Source organism: Pseudomonas sp. SWRI51 (genome assembly GCF_014268825.1).
In the GTDB taxonomy this organism is placed as follows: Bacteria; Pseudomonadota; Gammaproteobacteria; order Pseudomonadales; family Pseudomonadaceae; genus Aquipseudomonas; species Aquipseudomonas farsensis.
Map to the genome: position 1 here is coordinate 147,756 of NZ_JABWRG010000001.1, position 24,964 is coordinate 172,719.

Sequence of the window (24,964 nt, forward strand, 5' to 3'; positions counted from 1 at the left end):
CCTTCAAAGAAATGGATGCCAGGTTGCCATGGACACTGATAAGTCCCCGCGCAGTGCAGTTAGTAGACTGTTTTTAGCAAGCCTGTGCGGGCTTGTATCTCTTTACTCCCATACCAGTGTTGCCAGTTCGAATACAGTCGAACCGAAACAGTCAATCGGGGTGGAGGCATTGCAGGCTGTGTGCGAGCGGCGTCATAACTGCACCTATCAGGTTGAGGGGGATCGCCCTGGCACGACGAGCACGGTGTATGAATTGAGCGGGCTGAAGCTGGTCGTGCCCGACGAGTCCTTTCCGGACTGGATGCTTCACGCCAAGCCTGCAACTATCGGGAGCGTGCTGGGGGTTTGGCTGCCTGATTTAACCCCTGTAACGCTAGAGCAAAGGCGCCAAGGCGCCATGAAAGATATCCAGAAGAAGCGCAACGCGCTCACTGTGATCTTTTACGACAGCGAGCGCAGGCTGCGCGCGGTCTCCGCGCAGGCACTCGAGGATGACATGGTGAGCCGCAGGAGCGCCCCGCAGCCTGTCCCCTCCATACCCGGCCTGCAGGAATATGCGTTAGAAGGCAGCCCAAGTTATTTCCGCGCAACGGATTTGAACATCCGGTACCCCGATGGGCTGCCCGTATACTTCGGCTGCCATGGGGAACCCGTGATTTTCGGCTACGACCCTGTGTTGAACGTCAAAGGCGCAGAGTGCGTCATGAAGATGATGTGGCCCAACGGCTTCGTAGTCGAGTTGCGCTTTGACCAAAGCCAGTTGCCTAACTGGCAAACGGTTCTTCAACAAGGCACCGAATACCTGAAACGCTTTGAAGTGAACCACCGCTTGCCCTCTGGCACCCTGGCACTGGACTAACCTTGCAATCACCGTGGGGGTGGCTTGCAAGACCTAGTTCGCAGGCAGAAGAATCACGAAGTTCTTTTTCATGTCTTCCCGCACGGTCCATTTGCCCCTGGTGCACGGTTCGATAATGAACGTGTCGGGCGACCCGCAGCCGGAGCCTGTTTGCCATGGGAATTGTGCACAACAAAGAAGGCCAGCAAGGTCGATCACTATGTCTCGGTGGAGACGAGCTACAAGCGAATGGAATAGGGCTACAGCGAGCGGTTAGGGCCCCATCCTAAGGCAGCATTGCAGCGGTTGGCGCTGTTTCAGGTTGTATGCCGACCGCCCAGAGTTCGTGCGGCGGGATACCCTTGTGCCAACTGCGACGCGGGCCATTTATCCAAAACCATACGATTCTGTACGGATTTGTTGCCCTTCGCGGTGCGGATTGGCATTATTTGGCCATCACTCGATGCCGGCGCAGGGATGGCCGCGACATGCGGCCCGTTACTGTGCGCTGATTTCGACGCCAGCCTAGGGCCATCTATCTCTGCATTCCCCCCAAATTTCTAACCTTTTGCGGTTCTCCAAATGAGTTTTTTCCGAAAGCTCCTGGCTTTCATCGCCCAGCTATTTAGCCGGAAAGATGAGCCAGATAGCGATGTGTTGCCGAAGATTGATCCTGAGAAAATCCAGAAAGAGCTGCGAGTCGTTGAGCTAGCGCGGATTCGCGGAGCCGCCGGAGTTCCCTCCAGCAGTGCAACCCAGCTTTCAGATGTGGAGCACAGCATTCGGGGCAAGCTCGGCGAAATGCGTGAGCAGATCCTCAAGTACGGTGAGCGATCCCTGAAAAGCGCAGACAACCGTCTCGGCGCCATTGACGTGACCCGTGACATCAAACGCACCCTAGCACTGGGAGAGGAGTTCGAGCGGTACGCCGACCAGGACATTTCCAAAATGGATGGCGAGCTGGCGGAGCTTCGGCAAGCGGCCGAGGACAAAGCCCTTGCGCTCGATTCGTTCCGGGAGCAGAACAAGTTGCAATATAGGACTGCCGACGCTGCGGATCGAGATGACAAGTGGAAGAGCGGTGGCTTGCTATTCGCGATGACGGTGGGCGAAGGTTTTGGGAACGCGTTTTTATTTTCTGAGGGCATGTCCAGCGGATATGTCGGGGGGTTTGTGACCGCGTTAATGCTGTCGGCCTTTAATGTGCTGGTATGCTTCTTTCTGGGCAGGGCAAGCACCTATAAAAACCATATCAAGCCGTCCCGGATGTGCGCTGGCTATTTTGCATTGGGTGCGGGGCTGATTAGCATGGTCATTGTCGGCTTGGGAACTGCATATTTCCGCTTTGTGCTGCCCCAGCTTGAAGATGAGTCGCAATCAGCTGTCCAGTTGATTCGTGCTTATTTACAGGAGTCGATCCTTCCATTTCAGGATATTAGTTCATGCGGCTTGTTTGCCTTGACTGTTCTTTTTGGCTTGGCCGCGGTCTATAAGGGCTACACGTGGACTGACAGTTATCCAGGCTATGCGAAAGTGTATCTCGCTTACGAAGACGCACAGCGTCGTTATGTCTTTGCAATTGAAGCGCTGCGGCAAGTATTGGAACAGCGCAAAGTCGAATACCTGCTTCTGCTAGATCAGAACGTTGAGCGTGCCGCGGCAGCCATCCAAAACTTTAAGCGAAGTATGAGCCAGAAAACGGTCATCAAGAAAGTAGTGGATGAGCGAATGGTGCTGGCTGACGAAACACTCACCAATCTCGTTCGCAAGTATCGAATTGAAAACGAAATGGCCCGCCCTAGCGGTAATGCGCCTCCGGTCTATTTCGATGAGCCGGTAGCATTTGTTGAGGTCACGATGCCTGACTTCAGTACGCATAAAGATGAGCTCAAACTAGCTGAGCAAGAGCGCTTGATGGCAGCGATGACTGCCAGCCTGGAAACGATCAGGGCACGAATTCAATCATCGTTTAATCAAAAGTATGATCAAGTACAGCCGCTGCAGCAACTCGTTTCAGGGAGAGCATGATGGCAATTTATGCGCAAAAGAAAGGCGTTAGCGGTAAGGCTGTCGGCTTGCTGCTCGGTGGTGTTGCGACTGTCGCGGTTGCGGTAATGTTCTATATTAATGCCACGCGCGAGGTGCTTGATAAGGAGACGCTATGTCCGTCGACAGGCCCCAAAGGGCAATACGTTGTGCTGATTGATAATACCTCGCCCTTCCCGTTTACGCAGAAAATCGCTTTAGGTCAACGGCTTAAAACGTTAGTCGCTGAGGAACTTCCTGAAGGCTATCTGCTGTCGGTATTTCTTCTCGGTGAAGACTTCAAGAGTAACGAAAAGCCTTTATTTGAACGCTGCAACCCGGGTCAGTGGAAGGATAGGAATCAGAGTACAAGCAACAAGAAATTTGTTGACCGCGATTTCAACCAGAAATTCATAAAGCCCTTTGACGATATCGTGCGCAAGATCTCTCTCGAAGAACGCAGCAAAAACTCTCCGATCTTCCAGATGCTGCAACTCGTTGGTATCAATGGTTTCGAGCGCGCGCACGTCACGGGCGAACGTAGGCTTGTGATCTATTCTGACATGCTGGCGAACATGCCGGAGTTCAGTATGTATAGGTCGAACCTAGCAGCGTACGAAGATTTTCGAAAGACCGCTTATGGGCAAAATGCAGTAGCGCCAGGCTTGCAAGGCAGCAGTGTAACCATCAACCTGTTAGCCGCTGATCAAAAAACCTTGCAGAACACCAAGCTGTCCGTTTTCTGGGAGCAATACTTTCAAGATAACGGCGCATCGGTAGAAGGTTTTTCCCGGGTTGAGGGGCTCTAAGTGAACGCCAATAAATTGCTCAAGCGTGTCGGTACGTACTTTCTGATTGCGGTGATGTTGAAAATCGGCTTATCCGTTGCAAGCCTGATTTTGCATGATCCTTTTTGGTTAGGGTTGGTTTTCCCTATTGCTGTGATGGTCGCTTACTGGGGTGTTGGCTATAAAGTTCGCGAAAAATGGGATAAACAACTCACCTTGGCGAAGTTTGCCGATTCGGTTTACTATCTGGGCTTTCTGTTTACGGTTGCAAGTATCATCATCTGTTTGTTGGACATTGAGAGCATGGGTGACAATCTCAATGGTATGGCAATGCGGTTCGGTGCCGCGATGGTCAGCACAGCGTTGGGGATGCTGGCGCGGATTATTCATACCGGGTTTCGTATCGATGCCAATGATGCGGTGAGGAGCGTCGAGGAACGTGCAATTCACGCAGCCGAAAATCTCGCTATTTCATTTGACAACACCTTCCAACAACTCGAAGTATTTCGGGATAAGGTAGACGTCGCCTCTCGCGAAGCGGTTCAAAGCGTCAAAGAGCAGGTAAAGGCGCTGTACGAGCATAATATTGCTGCCACAGACGCCTACTTCGCGAATGCTACGCAGCAGAGCAATGAGGCCTTCGCGCTGATACTAGAAAATACCCGGCAATCTAGCGGAAACTTGTTGAGCACTATCAATGAGCTGGCCGAGAAGAGCGGCATCACACTGCGCCAGATGGAAGATAACGCCTTGGATTTCGGCACCCTAGCGCGCGATCGTGTGGAGCGAATGATCTTTCCGGATGACTTGTTCACCCGCAAGCTGGATGGTCCCATCGAAACGTTGGCGGGTACAACGCACACAGTGAATGAAGGTGTCGCTTCTTTGGTTGAAGACGTTAAGGCAGCCTCACGCCAAGTCACAACCGCCATTCGTAGCCTTAACGCTAAGACTCAAACACTTGATGAGAGCCTGGTAGCCGTCGGTGCCATTGTAACGAGCCAGGAACGCCTGGTTGATGCAATGCGGCTACAGAGCAAAGAAGTAATGGACAGTGTTGAGCGCGTACAGAAAGAGTACTTGGACTCTCTGGATGACCACCAAGAGGAATACCTCAACGAAATCAAGGCGCGTCAGCAGTCTGTTGAGCGCATTGCAGACAAGCTGGATGCTTTGAATATTCGTATTGAGAACGCCGATACTGTGGAGCGCCTGGGTAGTGGTATTGTTGACGCGCTGAAAGGTGTCCGCGACGTCAATCAAGACGTGCTAACCGAAAGTATTCAAAATAGTTTGGCGCCGCTGGTTCAGGCTCTGGTTGCTAGTAACGAAAAAACCCATGGCATTGCCGTTCGGGTGGAGGAGAGCAATCGTTCAGTCGAAGCCGCTTGCAGCCAATTGGGCGTGCTAGTCAGTAAGGTTGATGATCTCGGCGCAACCAGACGCAATGCACCCACTTACTGTATAGAGCCTGAGAGTTTGGCTGAAGCGAGATCCGTCTGATGAGCGGAAAGAACGATCAAGTATTTCAGCTTTCACTGACCGAGATATTTATCATTATCTGCTTCATATTGCTTCTGCTCATGGGGTACCAGATCTTTAAGTTAACCCATAAGAATGAGGCGCTGCATGAAAAAATGCTGTCCGTCCAAGATCTGGATATCCGGGAAAGTGCGATTAACAAGGCAGCCGAGGCACTGAAAGCACGAATGACAGCGCTGGGGGTGCGCAAACCCGATGAGATCATCAGCAAACTAGTGGACGCATCCAAAGCTACCGCAGAATTGGATCGTTTGAAGGTGCTTATGACCCAAAAAGATCAGGAGCTAACTGCTCTTGCGTCGATCGAAAAAGCCTTGATGGAGACCGCAGGCCAGAAGAAAGGGGACGACGCCAAGCAACTCATTTTGGAGACAATGATGTCCTTTGACCAGCTCAAGAAACTGGTGGTCGCCCCAACCGATGACGGCGTGCTACAGCCTACGGATGTGGTTAAACGCGTCGCTGCGCTCAAGGCACAGGATGACATGCTGGCGGCTGCATTCGGTGCAGACGCCACCAAGACGAAGGACCAGATACAAGACACGATCAAACACGCCATGACCCTCGTACAAGAGTCAAAAAAAGGGGGGAGTCCAGTCGAGTTACAGAAGGCCAATAGAGACTTGCGAGGCCAAGTCCAGTTCTTGCAGAACCGCTTGAACAAGGGACGGGGCGGCGACCTCCCGCCGTGCTGGGTGAATGAAGTTACTGGCAAAGCCGAGATGTTCCTCACGGTGAAACTGAGCGAAAATAATCTCACTTTCGAACCCGCTTGGCCTCCTGCACGCCGAGAGGATGCGATGGCATTGCCAGGTATTACAGAATTGATGGCCACGCCCACACGCACGTATGAAAGCTTTACACGAGCAGCCAAGCCGGTTTCCGATTTTGGCTCGCAAAAAGAGTGTAAATACTACGTGCGGCTGCTAAGCCAGATTCAAGATGCTGTTATCTCAGATCGGCGGCGCCTTGTGGTTGAAACGTTGTTCTACAAGGTTGAAATTAGGCGGTAGTAGGTAGTTGCCGAAATGGCTTGCTTTATGCTCTATCTGAAAAGTGTTGAAGACATGGCTGATCACTCTGCCTGGGCCAGTGCACTTTCGGCGTTTCAGTTTCTCGTGTAAAACCTAGTTCGCAGGCAGAAGAATCACAAAGTTCTTTTTCATGTCTTCCAGCACGGTCCATTTGCCCCTGGCGCCCGGTTCGATAATGAACGTGTCGCCAGCCGCCAGTGTGACCGGGTTGCAACCTTCAAGCTCGATGACGCATCGCCCACTCAGAACGTGGCAGAACTCCCAAACCTTGTAGTCGATGCGCCACGCGCCGGTGCTGGCTTCCCACTCTCCGCAAATGCGACCTTGCTGTTCATCGTGGTAGTACTTGGACGTCAGCGTGTGGGGGCTGCCTTCCAGAACTTCTTCAAAAAAGGGCAGGTCGCGCAGCGGTTGAATATCCAGTTCGCGGAATACGGTCAGTTGCTTGTTCATACTGTTTTTCTCGAGCACGTCGTGGAGAGGGCGATACATCAAAAAGGCTTCACCGGTTACGCGCAGCATCGGGTGAGCAATGATCTGGCAGGTTTTAACAATTCGAAAACCGTGGCGTTCGTAGAAGCGGCGGGCACCGTGGTTTTCTTCATAGTCGATCAGGCATAGCCCCTCCAACCCAGCATCCTCAGCCCGTTGCTGCGCATGGCGAAGAAACTGAACGCCCAACCCCTGGCTGCGCCAGGTCTCATCCAGCGCAAGGCTGGATATGTACAAAGTGTTGGGTATTTCCATGTCGGAATAAGGCGCCAGGACCGGGTCGGTCTCGACAGGCCCGTCGGGGTTCGCGCGCAAGGCATAGCTATGCATCATGCCGATGACGCACCCTTCGGACGTGGCCATCAGGCAGTTTTTGTAGGAAAAGTCGCCCTGTTCCCGTGCATAGCGAGAGGCACCGACACTGAGCAAGGCTTGCCCCGGCTCGGCAAGCTTGCTCCATATGTAATCGGCCATGCCCTCCGAGGTCAGTTGAAAGAAGCGTGCAATATCGTGCGCGTCCGTGGTTTGAGCGGGTCTGAAGTCGACAGGCATGCTGGGCTTCCCTGGGAACGGGTGGTTGGTTTTTGAGGGTTACGCCGTTAACGGGGGGCAGGGTAGGTGGTTTGAACGGTGCCCATCATGCTCGGGGCGAACACCGTCGGCACGGCGTGCGACGTTGCGCCCATGCTCAAATGGATCTGGCGGTAAAAACGCGCGGGAATGGTTGACCCGTTTGGCGGGCGCTATCAATGCAGTTGAGAGGTAGCCCAGCTGTTCACAGACTGTCGGAGGCGCCAAAGAATAGTTGTACAGGGCGGCGGTGCGGATTCACCGGGCATTTGCCGGGTGTTCGAACTGGCATTGCACCTGAGCATTCTTGAGGTTCAGTTCAAACTCGACCAGGCCGTCATGCACTTGCTGCAAAGCCTGGATCTGCCCCAACAGTTCCTGTTTTTTGTTTTCGATGGCCTGCATGGCCAGATCCCACGGCAGCTCCTGGCCGCGGTGATCCTGCAGAATGGCCTGCATCTCCTTGAGCTTGAAACCCAGTTGCTGAGCGCATTTGATGAAGGTCAGCAGCTCGACGCTTTGCTGGCTGTAGATCCGGTATTTACCTTGGCGTTGCGGGGGTGGCAAAAGGCCGATTTCTTCGTAATGCCTAATGCTTTTGACAGTGGTGCCCGACAGCTGGGCTGCTTTGCCGATGTACATGAAAATCCCTTTTTTGACGCATCAGAAGCACAAACAATGTCGCGCGCTCACAAGAGCGCGCGGCATCTTTGCACAACTGCCAAAGAGCGGGAAGTCAGGTTGGACAAGCTGTCACAGGAGGGAGACTCGGCAGGGCAGCGCAGGTGCAGCCCAACCGCCCCGATCAGCGGCTGGCGACCGCCTGGGCTTGTTTGAGCCAGGCTTCACGTTGTTCCGGCTTGGACCCCAATACCGGACCGAACGTCAGGGTTTTCAGGGTTTTTATGCCGCAAAACGCCAGGGTGGTCTTGCGCATTTGGTGCAGGCCCGGCATGCGATACACCCATCGGTAGTACCACGGTGGTGTGTCCATGGTCACCAGAAGATGAGCCGTGCGGCCCTTGAGCAGCTTGTCCGGGAATGCCGAGCCCTTGTGATACTTGAAGGCAAAATCGGGCAGAAACACGCGATCAAAAAACCCCTTGAGCAACGCCGGAATACCGCCCCACCAGATCGGGTACACGAACGTCAAATGTTCCGCCCAGGTAATGTCGTTCTGTGCGTTGATCAAATCGGGCTCAAGCAACTGGATCTGGTTATAGCCATCGTGCAAGACCGGATCGAAACTCAGGGTGTCCAGGCGTAGCAGCCGCACCTCATGCCCTGCTTGCGTAGCGGCCTCGACATACCGTTCGGTCACGGCGCCGCAAAAGCTGTGGTTAGAAGGGTGGCCGAGGATTACGAGCATGCGTTTGCTCTTCATGACGAACTCCAGATAATGGAGTGTGAAGGGTAAAGTCTGCCCCTAACGGTAGAGTCAAGCCTTGCCTGCTACCGGTAGAGACAAACAGGCCAGCAGCGCTCGATCGCACCCGGCACACCGTTGAACCACCGCGATGGGCCGCAAAGCGGCCCTGATGGGCTTAACTGACTGGTATTAGGCGCTGCCCCGGTTATCAATAGTTCGCGCATGCGAATCGAGCTTTTCTGAGCCCGGGGGCAGCAATTGTCGGGGGTTGGGGGACCTGTTCGGATTCCCCTTAAAGACTATCTGGGTCGCCAAAAAACATCTGTATCCGCGACCGCAACCACCGCTCCGCCGGGTCATTATCCTGCGCCCCGCGCCACGCCATATGCAGCTCGAAACTGCGCACCTCAATCGGCAGGTCTTCGGCCCGCAACCCGCCCGCCGCTGTCAGTGCATCCGCCGTGTAATCCGGCACTGTCGCGACAATATCCGTCCCCGCCAGCAAGCTCCCCAGCCCGTTGAACTGCGGCACGGCCAGCACCACATGGCGTTTGCGGTCGATTTCAGCCAGGGCTTCGTCGATGAACCCAGATAGATCACCGGCAAACGACACCAGCGCATGGGGCCGGGCGCAGAAGTCGTCCAGGGTGATGCTGCCGGGCTTGGTGTCGGCGCGCAGCAGTTTGGGGCGGCTGCGGCGCAGCACCTTGCGCTTGGCGTTGGCGGGCAGGTCGCTGGTGTAGCTGACCCCCACCGAAATTTCGCCGGAGGCGAGCAGGGCGGGCATCAGCAGGTAGTTGACCCGACGCACTACCAGCACGATGCCTGGGGCTTCGGCGCGGATGCGCTTGAGCAACTGCGGCAGCAGGGCGAACTCGGCGTCGTCGGACAGGCCGATGCGGAACACCGAGCTGCTGGTGGCGGGGTCAAACTCGGCGGCGCGGCTGACGGCGGTGGAGATCGAGTCCAGCGCCGGCGACAGCAGGGCGAAGATCTCGTGGGCGCGGGCCGAGGGTTCCATGCTGCGGCCGGTGCGCACGAACAACGGGTCGTCGAACAGGTTGCGCAGGCGCGACAGCGCGGCACTGATCGCCGGCTGGCCAAGAAACAGCTTTTCGGCGGCGCGGGTCACGCTGCGCTCGTGCATCAGCGTCTCGAACACGATCAACAGATTGAGGTCTACACGACGCAGGTCGTTGCGATTCATTCGGTGCAGCTCGCCTGGAAATGGGGCAGGGGTGAATCTTACGGGCAAAGGCTGTTACCCTGCACCGTTTTCCGGGTGCCAATTTGCCGATTCGCCAGGGGCCCAATCAATGACAGGCATGTCGACTATTAACGGCCACTGATGGCCCTTAATGCAAAGCCCGGATAAAGTCCGTGGTAATACGAGATTCACAAAGGCGAGGTATGCCATGTCCCGCATGATCCGTTTCCACAAGTTCGGCCAGGCCGATGTGCTGCGCTGCGAACAGCAGGCCGAGCCGTCGCCGGCTGCCGGCGAGCTGCAGATCCGCGTCGAAGCCATCGGCGTGAGCTGGTACGACGTGCTCTGGCGGCAGAACCTGGCCCCTTCCCAAGCCCGCCTGCCAGCAGGCATCGGCCATGAAATGGCCGGTGTGGTTACCGCGGTCGGCGAAGGCGTGGATGACATTGCCGTGGGCGACCGGGTTGCCAGCTTCCCGGCCACCAGCGCCAACGACCACCCGGTGTACGGCGATGTGATCGTGCTGCCGCGCAACGCCATTACCCGCTACCCCGATGTACTGACGCCGATCGAAGCCAGCGTGCACTACACGCCGCTGTTGATCGCCTACTTTGCCTATGTCGATCTGGCCCGGGCCAAGGCTGGGCAGACGGCGTTGATTACCGATGCCAGCCACTGCGCAGGGCCGGCTTTCGTGCAACTGGGCAAAGCCCTGGGGCTGCGCGTGTTTGCTGCCACCAAAGAGCCCGATCAGCGCGAGTACCTGCTGAGCCTTGGCGCCGAGAAGGTCATTGTGACCGAAGAGCAGGACCTGCTGCTGCAGATCGGCAAATACACCGATGGCCGTGGCGTGGATATGGTGCTCGACGGCATGGGCGGGCCGCAGATGTCATTGCTCGGCGATGTGCTGGCACCGCGTGGCAGCCTGGTGCTGTATGGGCTGCAAGGCGGCAACCAGACACCGTTTCCAGCGTGTGCGGCGTTTCAGAAGAATATCCAGTTCCATGTGCACTGCATTGGCAACTTCACTGGCAAGCCGGAGCTGGGGATCGCGCAGGACCAGGTCGCGTTGCAGCGGGCGTTGCGCGATATCAACCAGTTCACCGCCGACCAGTTGCTGACGCCACAGATCATCAAGGTGTATCCGTTCGACAAGGTGGTCGATGCGCACCGGCATATGGATGAATGCCCCTGCGGTGGGCGGGTTGTGCTGGATATGGGTAGCCATTGAGAGAGTAGGGCCGCTTTGCGGCCCTTTTTGTGACACCAGGCTGCACCTACGCTGGCCGCGTCTGGCTCGAAGCCGTCAGCCGATAGTCCCCCGGCGTTACCCCGGCATGGGCCTTGAACACCCGTTGGAAATGGCTCTGGTCGGCAAAGCCCAGCGCGTAGGCCACGTCCGCCAAACCCTGGCCCTGGCGTAACAGCTCGCGCGCCTTGTTGACCCGGGCATTGAGCAGATAAGCGTGGGGGGTCATGCCGGTCGCTGCGGCAAACGCGCGAATCAGCTGATAACGGCCAAGCCCGGCCTGGGCCGCCAGCGCGTCGAGGTTCAGGCCTGCCAGGTCCTGGCGCTGGATCTGCTCCAGCAGCTCGCCCAGCAGCGACGACGCCAGGGCAGGCGCTGCCGGCAAGGCTGGCTGCCCGGAAAAGTCATGGTCGCCAATGAACGCCACTAGCGCTGCATCCTTTTCCAGCGCAGTGGCGCTGGAAAACAGCACCTCGTTAAGCCTGCAGAACTGCCGATACAGCGCCGGCACGCGGGTGATGCGCGCTGGGGCCTGCGCAGTTTCGGCATCGATGCCGGCCTCCAGGCGCAGGCGCTGCAACCAGTCGGCATTCAGGTGCAGCATCTGGTAGCTCCAGGCCTGGCCAGGCTCAGGGTTGCAGGCATGCACCCGCTGCGCCGGCACGAGTACCAGGGTGCCCGGTGCAAGCCGGGCCTCGCCGCGCCCGGCCCCGGTAAAACGGCTGAAGCCGGCATCTACCGCACCGATGGAGAAGGTGGGGTGGCTGTGCGCCTTGTAGCACGCCCGGCTATGGCAGGCGCGCCGGCTCTCGACATGGGGCAGCGCCGGGTCGTGCCAGAATTCGCAGCTGGAAGTGGGCATCGCGTAGAGCCTGCAGGGCATGGAAGCTGCCAGTCTACTGTTCTGCCCAATTGCCGCGCCACTGTGCTTGACGCAAACGCCGCGCCGAAGCGACGCTGGCAAGCCCCAGAAGGAGAACAAAATGGACCTGTCGAGCCTGCTGCTGTTCATCCCCGCCTGCTTTGCCCTGAACATGGCGCCGGGGCCGAACAACCTGTTGTCGTTGCATAACGCCAGCCGTTACGGGCTGCGCACCGCTTGTGTCGCCGGAGGCGGCAGGTTGCTTGCGTTCAGCGGCATGATTGCCTTGGCCGCCCTGGGCCTTGCTGTGGTGCTGCACACCAGCGAATACTTGTTCCTGGCAATCAAGGTGCTGGGTGCCGGCTACTTGTTCTACGTCGCCTGGCAGCTGTGGCGCGCGCCGGTGGGCGAGGCCGCCTTGGCCTCGGAGCCGTCTCGCGGCATCTGGAAGCTGGCGCGTCAGGAGTTTTTGGTGGCGGCGGGCAACCCAAAAGCGATTCTGCTGTTCACCGCCTTCCTGCCCCAGTTTGTAGACGTTGGCAGCAGCACGCCGGTGGGCGAGCAGTTTGTGTACTTGGGTGTGCTGTTCCTGTTGCTGGAGTGGGCGGCCATCGCTATTTACGCAGGGCTCGGCACCTATTTGCAGCGTTGGTTCGAGCGACCAGGCCCGAGGCGCGTGTTCAACCGGGTCAGCGCCTCGCTGCTGGGCTGTGCCGGGTTGGGCCTGCTGGCTGCGCGGCGTTAGAAGCGCCAGCGCAGGCCAAGGTTTACGCCGCTGGCTTGTTGCTGGCGGCTGTCGAGATTGCGGGTGTACTGGGCGCCCGCATGCAACGTCAGTGTTTCGCTGGCCTGCACCAGCAAGCCGCTTTCCACTTGCAGCGAGGTGTAGCGGTAGTCGGTCTTGATGCGTTCGGCCCGGTCGAACACCACGCTGTCATGGCCGCCATCGCCGTGCCACACATTGAGCTGCGCATACGGCTGCCAGCGTGCGGTTGTTGCACGCTCCAGGCGCAAACCCAGGCGGGTGGTGATCTCTACCTGGGCCTCGTGAGCCACGTGCGAGACGCGGTCACTGCCATCGTCGAGCACAACTTTTTGTGCAACTAACTGCGCCTGGGGCTCCAGCGTCCACCCCGGCCACAGCGCCATGGGCAGGCCGGCTTCCAACGAGGCGGTCCACGCATGGCCATCCAGGTCAAGCTTGCCGCCTCGGTCGGAGCGAGCCTGGCCGTCGAGCCAGGTGTACTGCACCACGCCATCGACATAGCCGCCTCTGGCTCCAACCCGAGTCCAGTACAGCCCGAGGCTGTCGCCAGTCAGTTCCAGCTCGCCGACGCGCTGGTTCGCTTGCGCCAGGGCATAACCCTCGACCCGCGCATTCAGACGGCTGTGGCCCAGGTACACCCCAGCCTGCTGATGCGCACCCTCAGCGTCGGTATTGGCGTAAAGATCCTGGCCCACTCTGAAGCCATTGATATCCCCCTGCAGGCTTGGGTTGACGGTGCCACTCCACTGCTGATGCAGGTTAGCGGCATACGCCTGCCCCCAACTGCCGGACTGCACACGCTGATCACCTTGACGCTGATGCAGTGTGCCCACCGCTAGCCGTGCGATCACCGCCGCACCGCGTGGAGCTGCGGCATAAACGGGCACCTCCGGCCGGTAGAGTGGCGCTTGGGTGGCAAGCAGGCTTGAGCGTAGGTACCAGTTGTTTTCGCTACCGGCGGTTAGGCCGCCCTTGAACAGTTGGTAGTCATAGGCCCCGGCAGACACCGGCGCGGCCTGAGTAAAAGCAGCGGCGCTGCTGGTGGCGCCCTGTACTGCTTCAACCACCAGAGTGCCATCGCTGACGGTGGCTGCGCCGCTGCCGCCCAGGTTGGTGATGTGCAGGCGTGTGCTGCCGCTGACTGTGCCTTGGCTGACGATGAGCCGGTCGGAGGCCGCGCCATCGCCGGCCAGTACGCTGTTCAGGCGCACGCTGCCATTGCTGCCCTCATAATCGCCGACGATGGTAAGCCGACCTCGGGCGTCGTTTCCGGCACTCAGGTCTAAAGTACCGGCATTGCGCACCGTAGCCCCGCCTGCACCGAGGGCGGCAATGGTACCTTGGCGGGAGGTGAGGGTACTGCTGGGGTCGATGGTCAGAGTGCCGCTGCCGCTGACTGCATCGCCTAACAGCAGCGTATCGTCCAGCGCCAACCGGCTGGCTTGGGTCAGGTGGATCTGCTCCCAGTTGCTGTAATTGGCGCCGCCGAGCGGGTTACTGCCGGCAAAGGTCAGGCTGTCCTCGCCACTGCCGCCATCAAGCGTGATCGCTAGCACATCGGCCCCAAGCCCGCGCACGTCACCCGTGTCGTTGCCTGGGCCGAGGTCGACCGAACCGCCAATCCGCCCGCCGTCCCAGACGAAGCGGTCGTCGCCGGTACTCAGCAGCACGTTGCCGCCAATCTGGCCACCGTGCACAAGCACCTGGTCATTGCCACCGCTGACGCTGATATTGCCGCCGATACTGCCGTTGAAAACCTCTACGTAATCGGTATCAAAACCGGTAATCAGGTTCTGGTCGATGCCGCCGCCGCGCATGATGAAGGTGTTCTGGTCCAGGCGCATGTTGACGTTGCCGATGCGCCCGCCGTCCATTTCGGCGTAGTCGCCGCTGTCGAAGGTGCCCTGGATCCAGCCGCCGGACATGTAAAAAGTGTCCAGCCCGTCGCCCTGGTTGAGATTGCCCTCGATCACACCGCCGCTCATGCTGAAGTCGTCGATGCCGGCGCCTTGGTTGACGTTGCCTGCGATGCGGCCTGAGGCCATGTCCAGGCGGTCGCGCCCTGCGCCAAAGGTGACGTTGCCGATGATGCTGCCGTTGCCGCCAGCAGGGAATAGCAGGCTGTTGTCGCCGCTGGTATCGGTCAGTGAAGGGGCGCTTGCGCTGCTGCAAACGAAGTTGTCATCGCCAGGCCCTGGCAGCAATGTGCAGTCGGCCTGGGCCGTGCAGATACCCAGCATTTGCCACAACATAACGGGCAGGTACAGGCGCGCCGCCATCGTGGAATCCTCCGCATAGCAGAAGGGCCGGCACGACAGCAAAGCTGTGCGGGGTCACCGCGGTTTTACAGAGGCACTGCGGCGCGGCGCAACTGGCAAAAATGACAGGTGGCCGCTGCGGGTAGGCGGTCAGTCGCGGTAGAACGTCTGCACCAGGTGGTAGCCGAACTTGCTCTTGATCGGCCCATGGACCACGCGCAGCGGCTTCTTGAAGATCACTTGGTCGATTGCGCCGACCATTTGCCCGGGGCGGACTTCGCCCAGGTCGCCGCCACGTTTGCCGGATGGGCAGGTCGAGAACTTCTTGGCCAGCACGTCGAAGGCTTCGCCATTGGCGATACGCTGCTTGAGCTTTTCGGCTTCTTCAGCGGTTTTTACCAGGATGTGGCGGGCTTGAGCTTTCATGTAACACCTGTGTTTCGGGGCAAAAAAGGCCGCCATTATGCCTGAAGCCGCGCCGCTGTGCGGGCCTTGCCCCGCACGCGGCGGTCATCACTGGGCCAGCCAGCCGCCATCGACGTTCCAGGCCGCGCCGCGTACCTGGCTGCCGGCCTCGCTGCACAGAAACAGCACCAGCTCACCCAGATGCTGGGGCGTGACGAAGGCCAGCGATGGCTGCTTCTCGGCCAGCAGGTCGTGCTGTGCTTGCTGGGCATCCCCGCCATTGGCGGCGCGGTCGTCGATCTGTTTCTGCACCAGCGGTGTCAGTACCCAACCGGGGCAGATGGCGTTGCAGGTAATGTTGCTGGTGGCGGTTTCCAGGCCGATCACCTTGGTCAGGCCGACCACACCATGCTTGGCGGCCACGTAGGCAGCCTTGCCGGTGGAGCCGACCAGACCATGCACCGAGGCGATATTGACGATGCGCCCCCAGCCGCGCTCGCGCATGCCCGGCAGTACCAGCCGGCTGCCATGGAAAACGGCTGAAAGGTTCAGGGCGATGATCTTGTCCCAGTCCTCGACCGGGAACTGCTCCACCGGGGCGACATGCTGAATGCCGGCGTTGTTGACCAGAATGTCCACCGCGCCAAAGGCGCGTTGTGCGGCGCCGAACAGTTGTTCGATCTGGCGGATGTCGGAGAGGTCTGCTGGGTGGTGGATGGCTTCGACATCTTGGTGCTTGATCTGGGCGATGGCCGGGGCCGGGTCACCGAAGCCATTGAGGACGATATTCGCACCGGCCTGGGCCAGTACCTGGGCGATTCCCAGGCCGATGCCGCTGGTAGAGCCGGTGACCAGTGCAGTCTTGCCTTTTAGGGTCATGCAGTTCTCCTTGGTTGTTTTGGTGTTGCGCCGCATTTGCTTGCGTAGGAGCGGCCTCGTGTCGCGAACGGGCTGCACAGCAGCCCCGGCGCTTTTGAGTGGCCTCGAAATTCTGGGGCCGCTACGCAGCCCGTTCGCGACACAAGGCCGCTCCTACACCGACCGTGCCCAGCTTGCCATGAGGGCCGGGCTGCTCTTTACCTTCGCGGATCAAACGCCTCGCGCAGCGCCTCGCCGATAAACACCAGCAGCGACAGAATCAGCGCCAGGGCGAAGAACGCCGTAAAGCCCAGCCACGGCGCTTCGAGATGCTGCTTGCCTTGGGTGACCAGCTCGCCCAGCGAGGCGCTGCCGGCGGGCATGCCGAAACCGAGGAAATCCAGCGCGGTCAGGGTGGTGATCGCCCCGGTCAGCATAAACGGCACAAGGGTCAGCGTCGCGTTCATGGCATTGGGCAGGATATGCCGCAGCATCACCTGCAGGTCGCTCAAACCCAGCGCACGCGCAGCTTTTACGTACTCAAGGTTGCGCCCACGCAAAAACTCGGCGCGCACCACATCCACCAGGGTCAGCCACGAGAACAACGCCATGATGCCCAGCAGCCACCAGAAACCCGGCTCGACGAACCCCGACAGAATGATCAGCAGATACAGCACCGGCAGCCCGGACCAGACTTCGAGCACGCGCTGGCCAAGCAGGTCGACCCAGCCGCCGTGGTAGCCCTGCAATGCCCCGGCAGCAAGCCCGATCAGCACGCTGACCGCGGTCAGGGCGAAGGCGAACAATAACGACACTCGGGTGCCGTAGAGCACCCGCGCCAACACGTCGCGGCCCTGGTCATCGGTGCCCAGCCAGTTGCTTGCGCTTGGCGGGCTAGGGGTGGGTACCTGCAAGTCGTAGTTGGGCGTATCGGCGCTGAACGGTATGGGCGCGAACAGCATCCAGCCACCCTGGCTTGCGATCAGCTCGCGCACGTACTGGCTGCGGTAGTCGGGTTGAAAAGGCAGCTGCCCGCCGAACTGCTGCTCGGTGTAGCGCTTGAGCGCTGGGGTGTACAGCTCGCCTTGGTACGACAGCAGCAGCGGCTTGTCGTTGGCCACCAGTTCCGCGCCCAGGCTCAGCAGCAGCAACCCTGCAAACAGCCACAGCGACAGCCAGCCACGGCGGTTGTCGCGAAAGCGGCGCAGGCGCCTGCGAGCCAGTGGCGAGAGCATCAGTGCGCCCTCGTGTCGAAGTCGATGCGCGGGTCCAGCGCCGTGTAGCACAGATCGCCCAGCAGACGAATCAACAGCCCGGCCAAGGTAAAGATGAACAGCGTGCCGAACACCACCGGGTAATCACGCGACACCGCCGCCTCGTAACTCATGCGCCCAAGGCCGTCGAGCGAGAAAATAACCTCGATCAGCAAAGAGCCTGCAAAAAAGACCGTGATCAGCGCCTGGGGGAGCCCTGCGACCACCAGCAGCATGGCGTTGCGCAGCACATGCCGGTAAAGCACCCGGCGCTCGCTCAGGCCTTTGGCCCGCGCCGTAATCACGTACTGGCGGGTAACTTCATCCAGGAAGGCGTTTTTGGTCAGCAGGGTGAGGGTGGCGAACCCGCCGATCACCAGCGCCCCCACTGGCAATACCAAGTGCCAGAAATAGTCGGCGACTTTGCCCAGCAGGCTGAGCTGGTCGAAATCGTCGGACACCAGGCCCCGCACCGGGAACCAGTTCAGCGACGTGCCCCCGGCGAACACCACGATCAGCAGCAGGGCGAACAGGAACGAGGGCAGGGCGTAGCCGATCACGATCAGCGCGCTGCTCCAGGCATCGAAGCGGCTACCGTGGCGCACCGCCTTGCGGATGCCCAGCGGGATCGATACCAGGTAGGTGATCAACGTGGCCCAGAACCCCAGCGACAGGGTGACCGGAAGTTTGTCCAGAATCAGGTCGGTGACCTTGCCCCCACGAAAGAAACTCTGGCCGAAATCCAGCCGGGCGTACTGGCCGAGCATCAGCCACAGGCGTTCGCTGGCGGTCTTGTCGAAGCCGTACTGGCGCTTTATGTCATCCAGCAGCTTCGGGTCCAGCCCACGGCTGGCACGCGACTCACCCTGCAGCGCTTCGCTGCGCGCGCCAGGTGCGCTGCCGCCGATGCCTTGCAGGCGCGCCACCGCTTGCTCCACGGGCCCGCCCGGGGCGGCCTGGACGATGGCGAAGTTGACCAGCAGGATGGCCAGCAGTGTGGGAATGATCAGCAACAGGCGGCGCAGAATATAGCCGGTCATGGTGAATTGCCCTTGAGCGCGCGCATCTGCTGGTCGGTCAACGCCGTTGGGCTGACCTCCCACCAGGTGTCGAGGCCCTCGTCATACGCCGCCTGAACCTTGGGCAGGCCGAAGCGGTTCCACCACACCGTCGAGCTGCCTGGCGGGTAGTAGTTGGGGATCCAGTAGTAGTTCCACTGTAACACTCGGTCCAAGGCATGGGCGTGGCGCAGCATGGCGGCCTGGCTGTCGGCGCGCACCAGGCCTTCAAGCAAGCGGTCGACAGCGGGGTCCTGCAGCACCATCACATTGTTCGAGCCAGGGTCATGGGCTGCCGCAGAGCCGAAGTAGTTGTAAAGCTCGCTGCCCGGCGAAAGGGTGACCGGGTAGCCGGTGACGATCATGTCGTAGTCGCGTGCCATGACCCGGTTCACATATTGAGCGGCATCGACATTGCGGATATTCAACGTAACGCCGATTTGCGCCAGGTTGCGCTTCCACGGCAGCAGCAGGCGTTCAAGGCCCGCCTGCCCGTTGAGGAAGGTAAAACTCAGCGGCTCGCCGGCGGCGTTGACCAGTTGGTCGCCCTGCGGGCGCCAGCCAGCGGCTTGCAGCAAGGCAAGGGCTTGCAACTGTTGCGGGCGGATAATGCCCGAGGCATCGGTGACCGGCGCTGTGAAAACCTGGCTGAACACTTCGTCGGGCACCTGGCCGCGCAGCGGTTCGAGCAGCTTGAGCTCTTCGGCATCGGGCAGCGTACGGGCAGCCAGCGGCGTATTGGAGAACACGCTCTGCTGGCGGATGTACATATTGCGCATCATCTGCCGATTGCTCCACTCGAAGTCCCAGAGCATGCCCAGCGCCTGGCGCACGCGGCGGTCCTGGAAGGCCGGGCGGTCGAGGTTGAACACAAACCCTTGAGCCACCTGGGGCTTGGCCGGGCCCAGATGGGCGCGTTGCAAGCGCCCGTCGTCGAGGGCCGCGCCCTTGTAGCCCAGGGTGTAGGCGGTGGCAGAGTATTCGCGGTTGTAATCGTAGCCGCCGCCCTTGAGCACCTGGCGGGCGACTTCGGTGTCGCCGAAGTATTCCAGGCGGATGCGCTGGAAGTTGAAGCGCCCCCGGCTTACGGGCAGGTCACGGGCCCACCACTGGGGGTCGCGTTCAAAGGTGATGCTGCGGCCGTTGTCGATGCGGCTGATCCGGTAAGGCCCGCTGCCGACCGGCTTGTCGAAACCGCCACCGTTGGCAAAATCGCGCTGCTGCCAGTCGTGCTCAGGCAGCACCGGCAGGGTGGCAATATCCAGCGCCAGGGTGCGACCGTGCGGTGTTCGCAGGTCGAAACGCACTCGTCGCGGGCCCTCGACGATGACCGCGCTGACGTCGGCGAATAACGTGCGGTACTTGAGGCTGCCCTTGCTCATCAGCAGTTCGAAGGTAAAGCGTACGTCTTCGGCCCGCACCGGCTTGCCATCGGCGAAGGTGGCGCGTGGGTCGATGTCCACACGCAGCCAGGCATCGTCCGGTCCGCGTTCCAGGGTGCGGGCGATCAAGCCATAAACGCTGTAAGGCTCATCGAACGAGCGCACGGCCAAGGGCGCGTACAGCCAGCCGTCGACTTCACTGACGCCGGTGCCTTTGTCGATAAAAGGGAGGATATGGTCGAACTGGCCGATTTCGATGGCCGAGCGGCGCAGGCTGCCGCCTTTGGGGGCGTCGGGGTGGACGTAGTCGAAGTGCTGAAAGCTTGCGTTGTAGCGAGGGGCTTCACCGTAGACGGTGAGGGCGTGGCTGGGGGCGGCGAGGGCGGTGAATGCTGAACATAACAGTGCTACTGCCGCCAAACCCTGTGAAAGCCGGTTTGCCGGCGAAGGCGGTCGTGCAGGCGACAATAATGCCTGGCTGGACGCATTCGCGGGCAAGCCCGCCCCCATAGGGCTGCTCATCGGCTGTGATGACTCAGTCCTGGCGGCTGGTCACTTCGAGCAGGTGATAACCGAACTGGGTTTTCACCGGGCCTTGCACGGTGTTGACCGGGGCGCTGAACACCACGGTGTCGAACTCTTTGACCATCTGGCCTGGGCCGAACGAGCCCAGGTCACCGCCTTGGCGGCTGGACGGGCAGGTGGAGTTGGCCTTGGCGACTTCGGCGAAATCGGCGCCTGCTTCGATCTGGGCTTTGAGTTCGTTGCACTTGTCTTCGTTGCTGACGAGGATGTGGCGGGCGGTGGCTTTGGCCATGAGAGCTGCTCCTTGGGTGAAAAAGGGCAAGACTAACGCACTTGCCTGGGGCATGTCTCGCCGTAGAGCAAACCCTCATCCCCTGACTCAGGCCGGCGGACTGCGCCCAGGAATTGAATGGGTGTCCAATTTCTTGAAGGCAGTCCACTTTGCGGCAGCAAGAGCAATGACGGAGGTCATGCTTGCGCATCGCGGGGCAAGCCCGCTCCCACAGTAGGTATAACGCTCTGTGCGATAGCGATGCCGGGCACTACAAACGTTGTGCCGCCCCGCGCAGCAGGGCCTCTGTCGATGCCCACCCCAAGCATGCGTCAGTGATCGACACGCCGTATTTCAGCGCGCCCTTGCCCAGCGCCTGGCAGCCGTCGAACAGGTGGCCTTCGAGCATGACCCCGACCAGCGAACGGTCGCCATCCAGGCGTTGCTGCAAGACATCCTCGAACACCGCCGGCTGCCGCGTGGGGTCCTTGCCGCTGTTGGCATGGCTGCAATCGACCATGATCCGTGCTGCCAGCCCAGCCTTGGCCAGCCCCTGGCGCGCCAGGGCAATACTTGCAGCATCGTAATTCGGCCCCTGATGGCCACCGCGCAGCACCAGATGAGTGTCCGGGTTGCCAAGGCTCTCGATGATTGCCGGGTAGCCCTGTGCATCCATGCCGAAGTGGCGATGCGGGTGCGCGGCGCTGCGCATGGCGTCACAGGCGATGCCAATGCCGCCATCGGTGCCGTTCTTGAAGCCCACCGCCAGCTCCAGGCCGCTGACCATCTCGCGGTGGATCTGCGATTCGGTGGTGCGCGCACCAATGGCCGCCCAGCCCAGCAGGTCGTCGAAGTAACCGGCTGCCACCGGTTGCAGCAGCTCGGTGGCGACCGGCAAGCCGCGCTCGATCATGCTCAGCATCAGCCCGCGGGACAGCGCGATGCCTGCGTGCATATCGTCGCTGCCATCAAGGTGCGGGTCGTAGGCCAGGCCTTTCCAGCCCACCGTGGTACGTGGCTTTTCGACGTAGGCGCGCATCACCAGCAACAGCTTGTCATCCACCTCGCGGCTGAGTTCAGCCAGGCGGTCGGCGTATTCAAGGGCGGAGCGTGGGTCGTGCAGCGAGCACGGGCCGACCACCACCAACAGGCGCGGGTCGCGGCCTTCGAGGATGGCGCGGATGGCCTGGCGTTGGCTATGGACTTGCTGGGTGAGTTCGCTGGACAGTGGCATCTGCTGCTTGAGCAGGTGCGGGCTTGGCAGGCGTTTGCTGACGCTGGTATTGGCGGCTTGCGGTTGGGTCAGGGCGAGGTTCGAGGCGTGCATGGTGTTATTTCCCTGGGCGGACGGCGGGTTCAGGCCCGCGCGGTCGGCCCTATCGAGGTGTTCGACAGATCGTCAAATTCGGTTGAGGTGCGGCAGTGCCACCGGAAATCGACCGAACGGAGGCGGCAGGCTGGCCCGAACGGGATTGGCTAAATCGCCATGCGTAGGTGCTTGGGTAGGCATAAGTGATGTAAGTCATGAAACTGTCCTCAATAAAAATGTTGAAAGTCAAAGCCCGAAAAAGCAAAACCCCCGGTCGGGGAGCCGACCGGGGGTTTGAGTATTCTCAGTTTCGGCGGCCCCTCGAAGGTGGGCGCCGGGTAGGTATCGGCGCCTAGTGGCTAAACCAATACCCAAAATAGGAGCAGGCAGCAGCGTTACGAGCGGCAACAGCCAGCACGCGGTGCGCGGGGCGACCGGTGTGATTGGCGGGGTTGCGGGCGGGTATCGACATGATGCTCTCCAGTGAATGAGCCCGAGCTTACTGCACGCGGGGCTGAGTGTTCAACAGGTTATTGCTATGGCGTTTATTCGCGCTGCTTATGCAGAGGACCTGATAAAAATGCTAGTTGAACAGGGTGTAGACCGTGCGCGATCCTCGGTTCTCTCCCGCAGATCAGGGAAATAGCCATGTCGACTTTGAGTAAACAGCTGTATTTCTATTCGGCAGAGGGCCTTGCTTTCGTCAGGGATGCCGAAACGGGCAATACGGTTTTGCTACGGGCAGCGGCGCAGTTGCTGGCTGAAGCGGGTGGTAATCACAGTGGGCTTAGAGCCACCGACAGGCTGGGCTCTGTCCTTCGTTGTTCAGGCCTGCATGAAAATTGCGCATTGGTCTATACCCCATATGGGCTTGACCTAGCCAAAGCGCGGGTACCGTTGCTCCGATTCGCTGGGCAACACAAAGACAGTGCTTCTGGGTGCTATCTGCTAGGCGATGGATATCGAGGGTTCAGCCCTGTGTTGCTTCGGTTTATTTCTCCTGACAATTTTAGCCCGTTTAGGGAGGGCGGTATTAACGCATATGCCTACTGTGCCGGCGACCCCGTCAATAGGCACGATACCAGCGGTCACATGTTCAAATGGCTGTTTGGTGGAACTTCCCGATCTTCACCACCACGCTCCACTAGCCCGCAAAGATCGCCGCCCCCCGCTAGTCTGCAGACATCCCATAAATCCGACGCCACCTCGATGACCCAGGCCGATGCCAACAAGATACTTGACAGAAGATTAGACCAACACAATCGTTCATTGCCTTTTGGACATTTGCCGGATTGGTTCGGAAAAGATGCACCTGCGTGGCATCGTAAACTCCGATCCAGTGAGTACTTCACTGAGGCTGATCTTGCTTCGGTGACAAATACGGTCGTTACACTGAGGGTGCACTCCAATGCCAATCCTGAAAATGCTGGGCTGCTAAAGTCGACACTAGAGGCCATGCAGCTGGAAGCTGACCTGAAATTCTCCCTCAAACACTATGAAAGGTTGCCTGATAAAACATGGCCCCTCCACGCCGCTAACAGAGGCATGCGAGAGGATTGGCCGCAGGGATAACCTCTACCTTGATCATCCTTGGCAGCACAGGTGTTGCATGCCACCGCAACCTACGGGTAGTTTTCGCGCATCGTTTCCCGGAAACTACCGATGGACTCTCTCACCCAAGCCGTCCTCGGCGCCGCCCTGCAGGGCGCCGTGCTGGGCCGTCTCCAGGGCCGCCGCGCCTTGCTCTATGGCGCAGCCCTCGCCACCGTCCCCGACCTTGACGTACTGGTCCGCTATGCAGACCCCGTGTCGCAGATGACCTTCCACCGTGGCCTGACCCATTCGCTGTTCGTGCTCACGGCTATGGCGCTTTTACTGGCGTGGCTGGTTTGTAGAATGTGGCCACAAAAGGGCTATACCTTGGGGCGTTGTTTCATCGCGTTCTGGCTGGTGCTGATCACCCACCCGGTGTTGGATGCGCTCACGGTGTATGGCACTCAACTGCTGTGGCCGCTGCAAATCACCCCACAAAGCTGGGCAGCAGTGTTCATTATCGACCCGGTCTATACCGTGCCCTTGCTGGCGGCGGTGTTCTACGCCGTGGCGAAAGGCTTGCAGGGCAGGGCAGTCGGGGTTTTGTCCATCGCCCTTGCCTTCAGTACCGCTTACCTGGGCTTCGGCCTTGCCGGGCGCATGGCTGCCGAACAGCGCTTGAACGCCGCATTCGAGCACCAGGGGATCGCGGTCACCGAAGTGCGGGCTGTACCTATCGCGTTCACCGCCTTGGTCTGGCGGGGGCTGGCCAAAACCCCGGAGGGCGATTACTACGAAGCGGTGAGCAGTTGGTTCGACAGCGAGCCGCCCGAATTGCTGCGGCTGCCGCGAAATCTAGCGGCGGGCAAGGTGCTGGATGGCGATCCGTTGCACGATCGGTTGCGCTGGTTCACCGACGACTGGCTTCGCTATGACGTGGTGGGGAATGCGTTGGTGGTCACTGACCTGCGCATGGGCATACCCGGCAATTACACTTTCCGTTTCCAGATGGCCGAGCGCGACAACACCGGGCAATGGGTGGTGATCCAGCCGCACGGCTGGGTCGGTGGCGGCGCCGCCTCGCTGTTCGATGGGCAGAAGCTGAGGTTGGTCTGGCAGCGCATCTTCACCCAGCAGCCACCTTTGCCGTTGGCCGCCTGGGCGGCGCAGCCGGAAGGGCATGCCGCTGGCGCCCGGCATTGATCACCAGCCTGCACTGGCCTCATCGCAGGCTGTCGCCAGCTCCCACGGAATGGGGCTTTTCGCTATATCGGTGCCGTTTTACGCGGTCATTGTAGGAGCGGCCTTGTGTCGCGATGGGCTGCGAAGCAGCCCCAGCGATTCTGGTGGGTGCACAGATCCTGGGGCTG

At 59.9% G+C, this 24,964-nt stretch carries 22 protein-coding genes and 2 pseudogenes; 9 read left to right on the forward strand and 15 right to left on the reverse strand.

The window, feature by feature from the left end; genetic code table 11:
• Positions 1–28: 28 nt before the first annotated feature.
• A complete protein-coding gene (locus HU720_RS00655) occupies positions 29–859 on the forward strand; it encodes a hypothetical protein (RefSeq protein ID WP_186516391.1) in 831 nt (276 codons plus the stop codon).
• Positions 860–892: 33 nt separating this feature from the next.
• On the opposite strand, the pseudogene HU720_RS24575 reads toward HU720_RS00655, so the two are convergent.
• Positions 893–985, reverse strand: a pseudogene (locus tag HU720_RS24575) (cupin); the annotation flags it as partial.
• A gap of 435 nt (positions 986–1,420) precedes the next feature.
• Between HU720_RS24575 and HU720_RS00660 the strand changes: the two are divergent.
• Genes HU720_RS00660 through HU720_RS00675 form a run of 4 tightly spaced genes read left to right on the forward strand, consistent with a single transcriptional unit; the run spans position 1,421 to position 6,206 of the window.
• Positions 1,421–2,866 (forward strand): hypothetical protein, encoded by a 1,446-nt coding sequence (locus tag HU720_RS00660; RefSeq protein WP_186516393.1) that lies wholly within the window; start codon positions 1,421–1,423, stop codon positions 2,864–2,866.
• Positions 2,866–3,672 carry a hypothetical protein gene (locus HU720_RS00665; protein ID WP_186516442.1) on the forward strand — a complete coding sequence of 269 codons (807 nt, stop codon included), beginning with the start codon at positions 2,866–2,868 and terminating at the stop codon, positions 3,670–3,672. The genes HU720_RS00660 and HU720_RS00665 overlap by 1 nt, the downstream gene beginning before the upstream one ends.
• Positions 3,673–5,154, forward strand: coding sequence for a hypothetical protein (locus HU720_RS00670; protein ID WP_186516395.1), 1,482 nt, complete (start codon positions 3,673–3,675; stop codon positions 5,152–5,154). It abuts the gene before it with no gap.
• Entirely contained in the window at positions 5,154–6,206 is a 1,053-nt protein-coding gene (locus HU720_RS00675) for a hypothetical protein (RefSeq protein WP_186516397.1), read from the forward strand. Before HU720_RS00670 ends, HU720_RS00675 begins: the two co-directional genes overlap by 1 nt.
• A gap of 114 nt (positions 6,207–6,320) precedes the next feature.
• Here the strand turns inward: HU720_RS00675 and HU720_RS00680 are convergent, their stop codons facing one another.
• The 5 genes and pseudogenes from HU720_RS00680 to HU720_RS00700 all read right to left on the reverse strand — a co-directional run bounded on the left by HU720_RS00680 (position 6,321) and on the right by HU720_RS00700 (position 9,865).
• Complete coding sequence (locus HU720_RS00680; RefSeq protein ID WP_186516444.1) at positions 6,321–6,680, reverse strand: cupin domain-containing protein; 360 nt, start codon at positions 6,678–6,680, stop codon at positions 6,321–6,323.
• A 6-nt stretch (positions 6,681–6,686) separates the two neighbouring features.
• Positions 6,687–7,271: pseudogene (locus HU720_RS00685) on the reverse strand (N-acetyltransferase); the annotation flags it as partial.
• A gap of 276 nt (positions 7,272–7,547) precedes the next feature.
• Positions 7,548–7,931, reverse strand: a complete 384-nt coding sequence (locus HU720_RS00690; protein WP_186516399.1) for a MerR family transcriptional regulator — start codon at positions 7,929–7,931, stop codon at positions 7,548–7,550.
• Between the two features lie 163 nt (positions 7,932–8,094).
• Complete coding sequence (locus HU720_RS00695; RefSeq protein WP_186516401.1) at positions 8,095–8,673, reverse strand: NAD(P)H-dependent oxidoreductase; 579 nt, start codon at positions 8,671–8,673, stop codon at positions 8,095–8,097.
• 277 nt (positions 8,674–8,950) lie between these two features.
• Positions 8,951–9,865, reverse strand: a complete 915-nt coding sequence (locus HU720_RS00700; RefSeq protein WP_225917129.1) for a LysR family transcriptional regulator — start codon at positions 9,863–9,865, stop codon at positions 8,951–8,953.
• A 208-nt stretch (positions 9,866–10,073) separates the two neighbouring features.
• Here HU720_RS00700 and HU720_RS00705 point away from each other — a divergent pair, with 208 nt between their 5' ends.
• Positions 10,074–11,096, forward strand: coding sequence for a zinc-dependent alcohol dehydrogenase family protein (locus HU720_RS00705; protein ID WP_186516403.1), 1,023 nt, complete (start codon positions 10,074–10,076; stop codon positions 11,094–11,096).
• A gap of 46 nt (positions 11,097–11,142) precedes the next feature.
• On the opposite strand, the gene HU720_RS00710 is transcribed toward HU720_RS00705, so the two are convergent.
• Positions 11,143–11,976, reverse strand: coding sequence for an AraC family transcriptional regulator (locus tag HU720_RS00710; protein ID WP_186516412.1), 834 nt, complete (start codon positions 11,974–11,976; stop codon positions 11,143–11,145).
• Positions 11,977–12,097: 121 nt separating this feature from the next.
• Here HU720_RS00710 and HU720_RS00715 point away from each other — a divergent pair, with 121 nt between their 5' ends.
• Complete coding sequence (locus HU720_RS00715) at positions 12,098–12,721, forward strand: LysE family translocator (protein ID WP_186516416.1); 624 nt, start codon at positions 12,098–12,100, stop codon at positions 12,719–12,721.
• Here HU720_RS00715 and HU720_RS00720 read toward each other — a convergent pair.
• The 8 genes from HU720_RS00720 to HU720_RS00755 form a co-directional block, all read right to left on the reverse strand.
• Complete coding sequence (locus HU720_RS00720) at positions 12,718–15,021, reverse strand: autotransporter outer membrane beta-barrel domain-containing protein (RefSeq protein WP_186516417.1); 2,304 nt, start codon at positions 15,019–15,021, stop codon at positions 12,718–12,720. The genes HU720_RS00715 and HU720_RS00720 overlap by 4 nt on opposite strands.
• Positions 15,022–15,150: 129 nt before the next feature.
• Positions 15,151–15,426 carry a peptidylprolyl isomerase gene (locus HU720_RS00725; RefSeq protein WP_133323846.1) on the reverse strand — a complete coding sequence of 92 codons (276 nt, stop codon included), beginning with the start codon at positions 15,424–15,426 and terminating at the stop codon, positions 15,151–15,153.
• A gap of 87 nt (positions 15,427–15,513) precedes the next feature.
• Complete coding sequence (gene hbdH, locus HU720_RS00730; RefSeq protein WP_186516418.1) at positions 15,514–16,284, reverse strand: 3-hydroxybutyrate dehydrogenase; 771 nt, start codon at positions 16,282–16,284, stop codon at positions 15,514–15,516.
• Positions 16,285–16,481: 197 nt separating this feature from the next.
• Positions 16,482–17,498, reverse strand: a complete 1,017-nt coding sequence (locus HU720_RS00735) for an ABC transporter permease (RefSeq protein ID WP_186516420.1) — start codon at positions 17,496–17,498, stop codon at positions 16,482–16,484.
• On the reverse strand, positions 17,498–18,556 hold the full coding sequence (gene yejB, locus HU720_RS00740) for a microcin C ABC transporter permease YejB (RefSeq protein WP_186516422.1): 1,059 nt from the start codon (positions 18,554–18,556) through the stop codon (positions 17,498–17,500). Before yejB ends, HU720_RS00735 begins: the two co-directional genes overlap by 1 nt.
• A complete protein-coding gene (locus tag HU720_RS00745) occupies positions 18,553–20,478 on the reverse strand; it encodes an extracellular solute-binding protein (protein WP_186516425.1) in 1,926 nt (641 codons plus the stop codon). Before HU720_RS00745 ends, yejB begins: the two co-directional genes overlap by 4 nt.
• Positions 20,479–20,491: 13 nt before the next feature.
• On the reverse strand, positions 20,492–20,773 hold the full coding sequence (locus HU720_RS00750; protein WP_186516427.1) for a peptidylprolyl isomerase: 282 nt from the start codon (positions 20,771–20,773) through the stop codon (positions 20,492–20,494).
• Positions 20,774–21,023: 250 nt separating this feature from the next.
• On the reverse strand, positions 21,024–22,079 hold the full coding sequence (locus HU720_RS00755; protein ID WP_186516428.1) for a 3-deoxy-7-phosphoheptulonate synthase: 1,056 nt from the start codon (positions 22,077–22,079) through the stop codon (positions 21,024–21,026).
• Between the two features lie 630 nt (positions 22,080–22,709).
• Between HU720_RS00755 and HU720_RS00760 the strand changes: the two genes are divergently transcribed.
• Together HU720_RS00760 and HU720_RS00765 are read left to right on the forward strand one after the other, a co-directional pair.
• Complete coding sequence (locus HU720_RS00760) at positions 22,710–23,633, forward strand: RHS repeat-associated core domain-containing protein (RefSeq protein WP_186516431.1); 924 nt, start codon at positions 22,710–22,712, stop codon at positions 23,631–23,633.
• A gap of 90 nt (positions 23,634–23,723) precedes the next feature.
• On the forward strand, positions 23,724–24,797 hold the full coding sequence (locus tag HU720_RS00765; RefSeq protein WP_186516432.1) for a metal-dependent hydrolase: 1,074 nt from the start codon (positions 23,724–23,726) through the stop codon (positions 24,795–24,797).
• Positions 24,798–24,964: the final 167 nt, after the last annotated feature.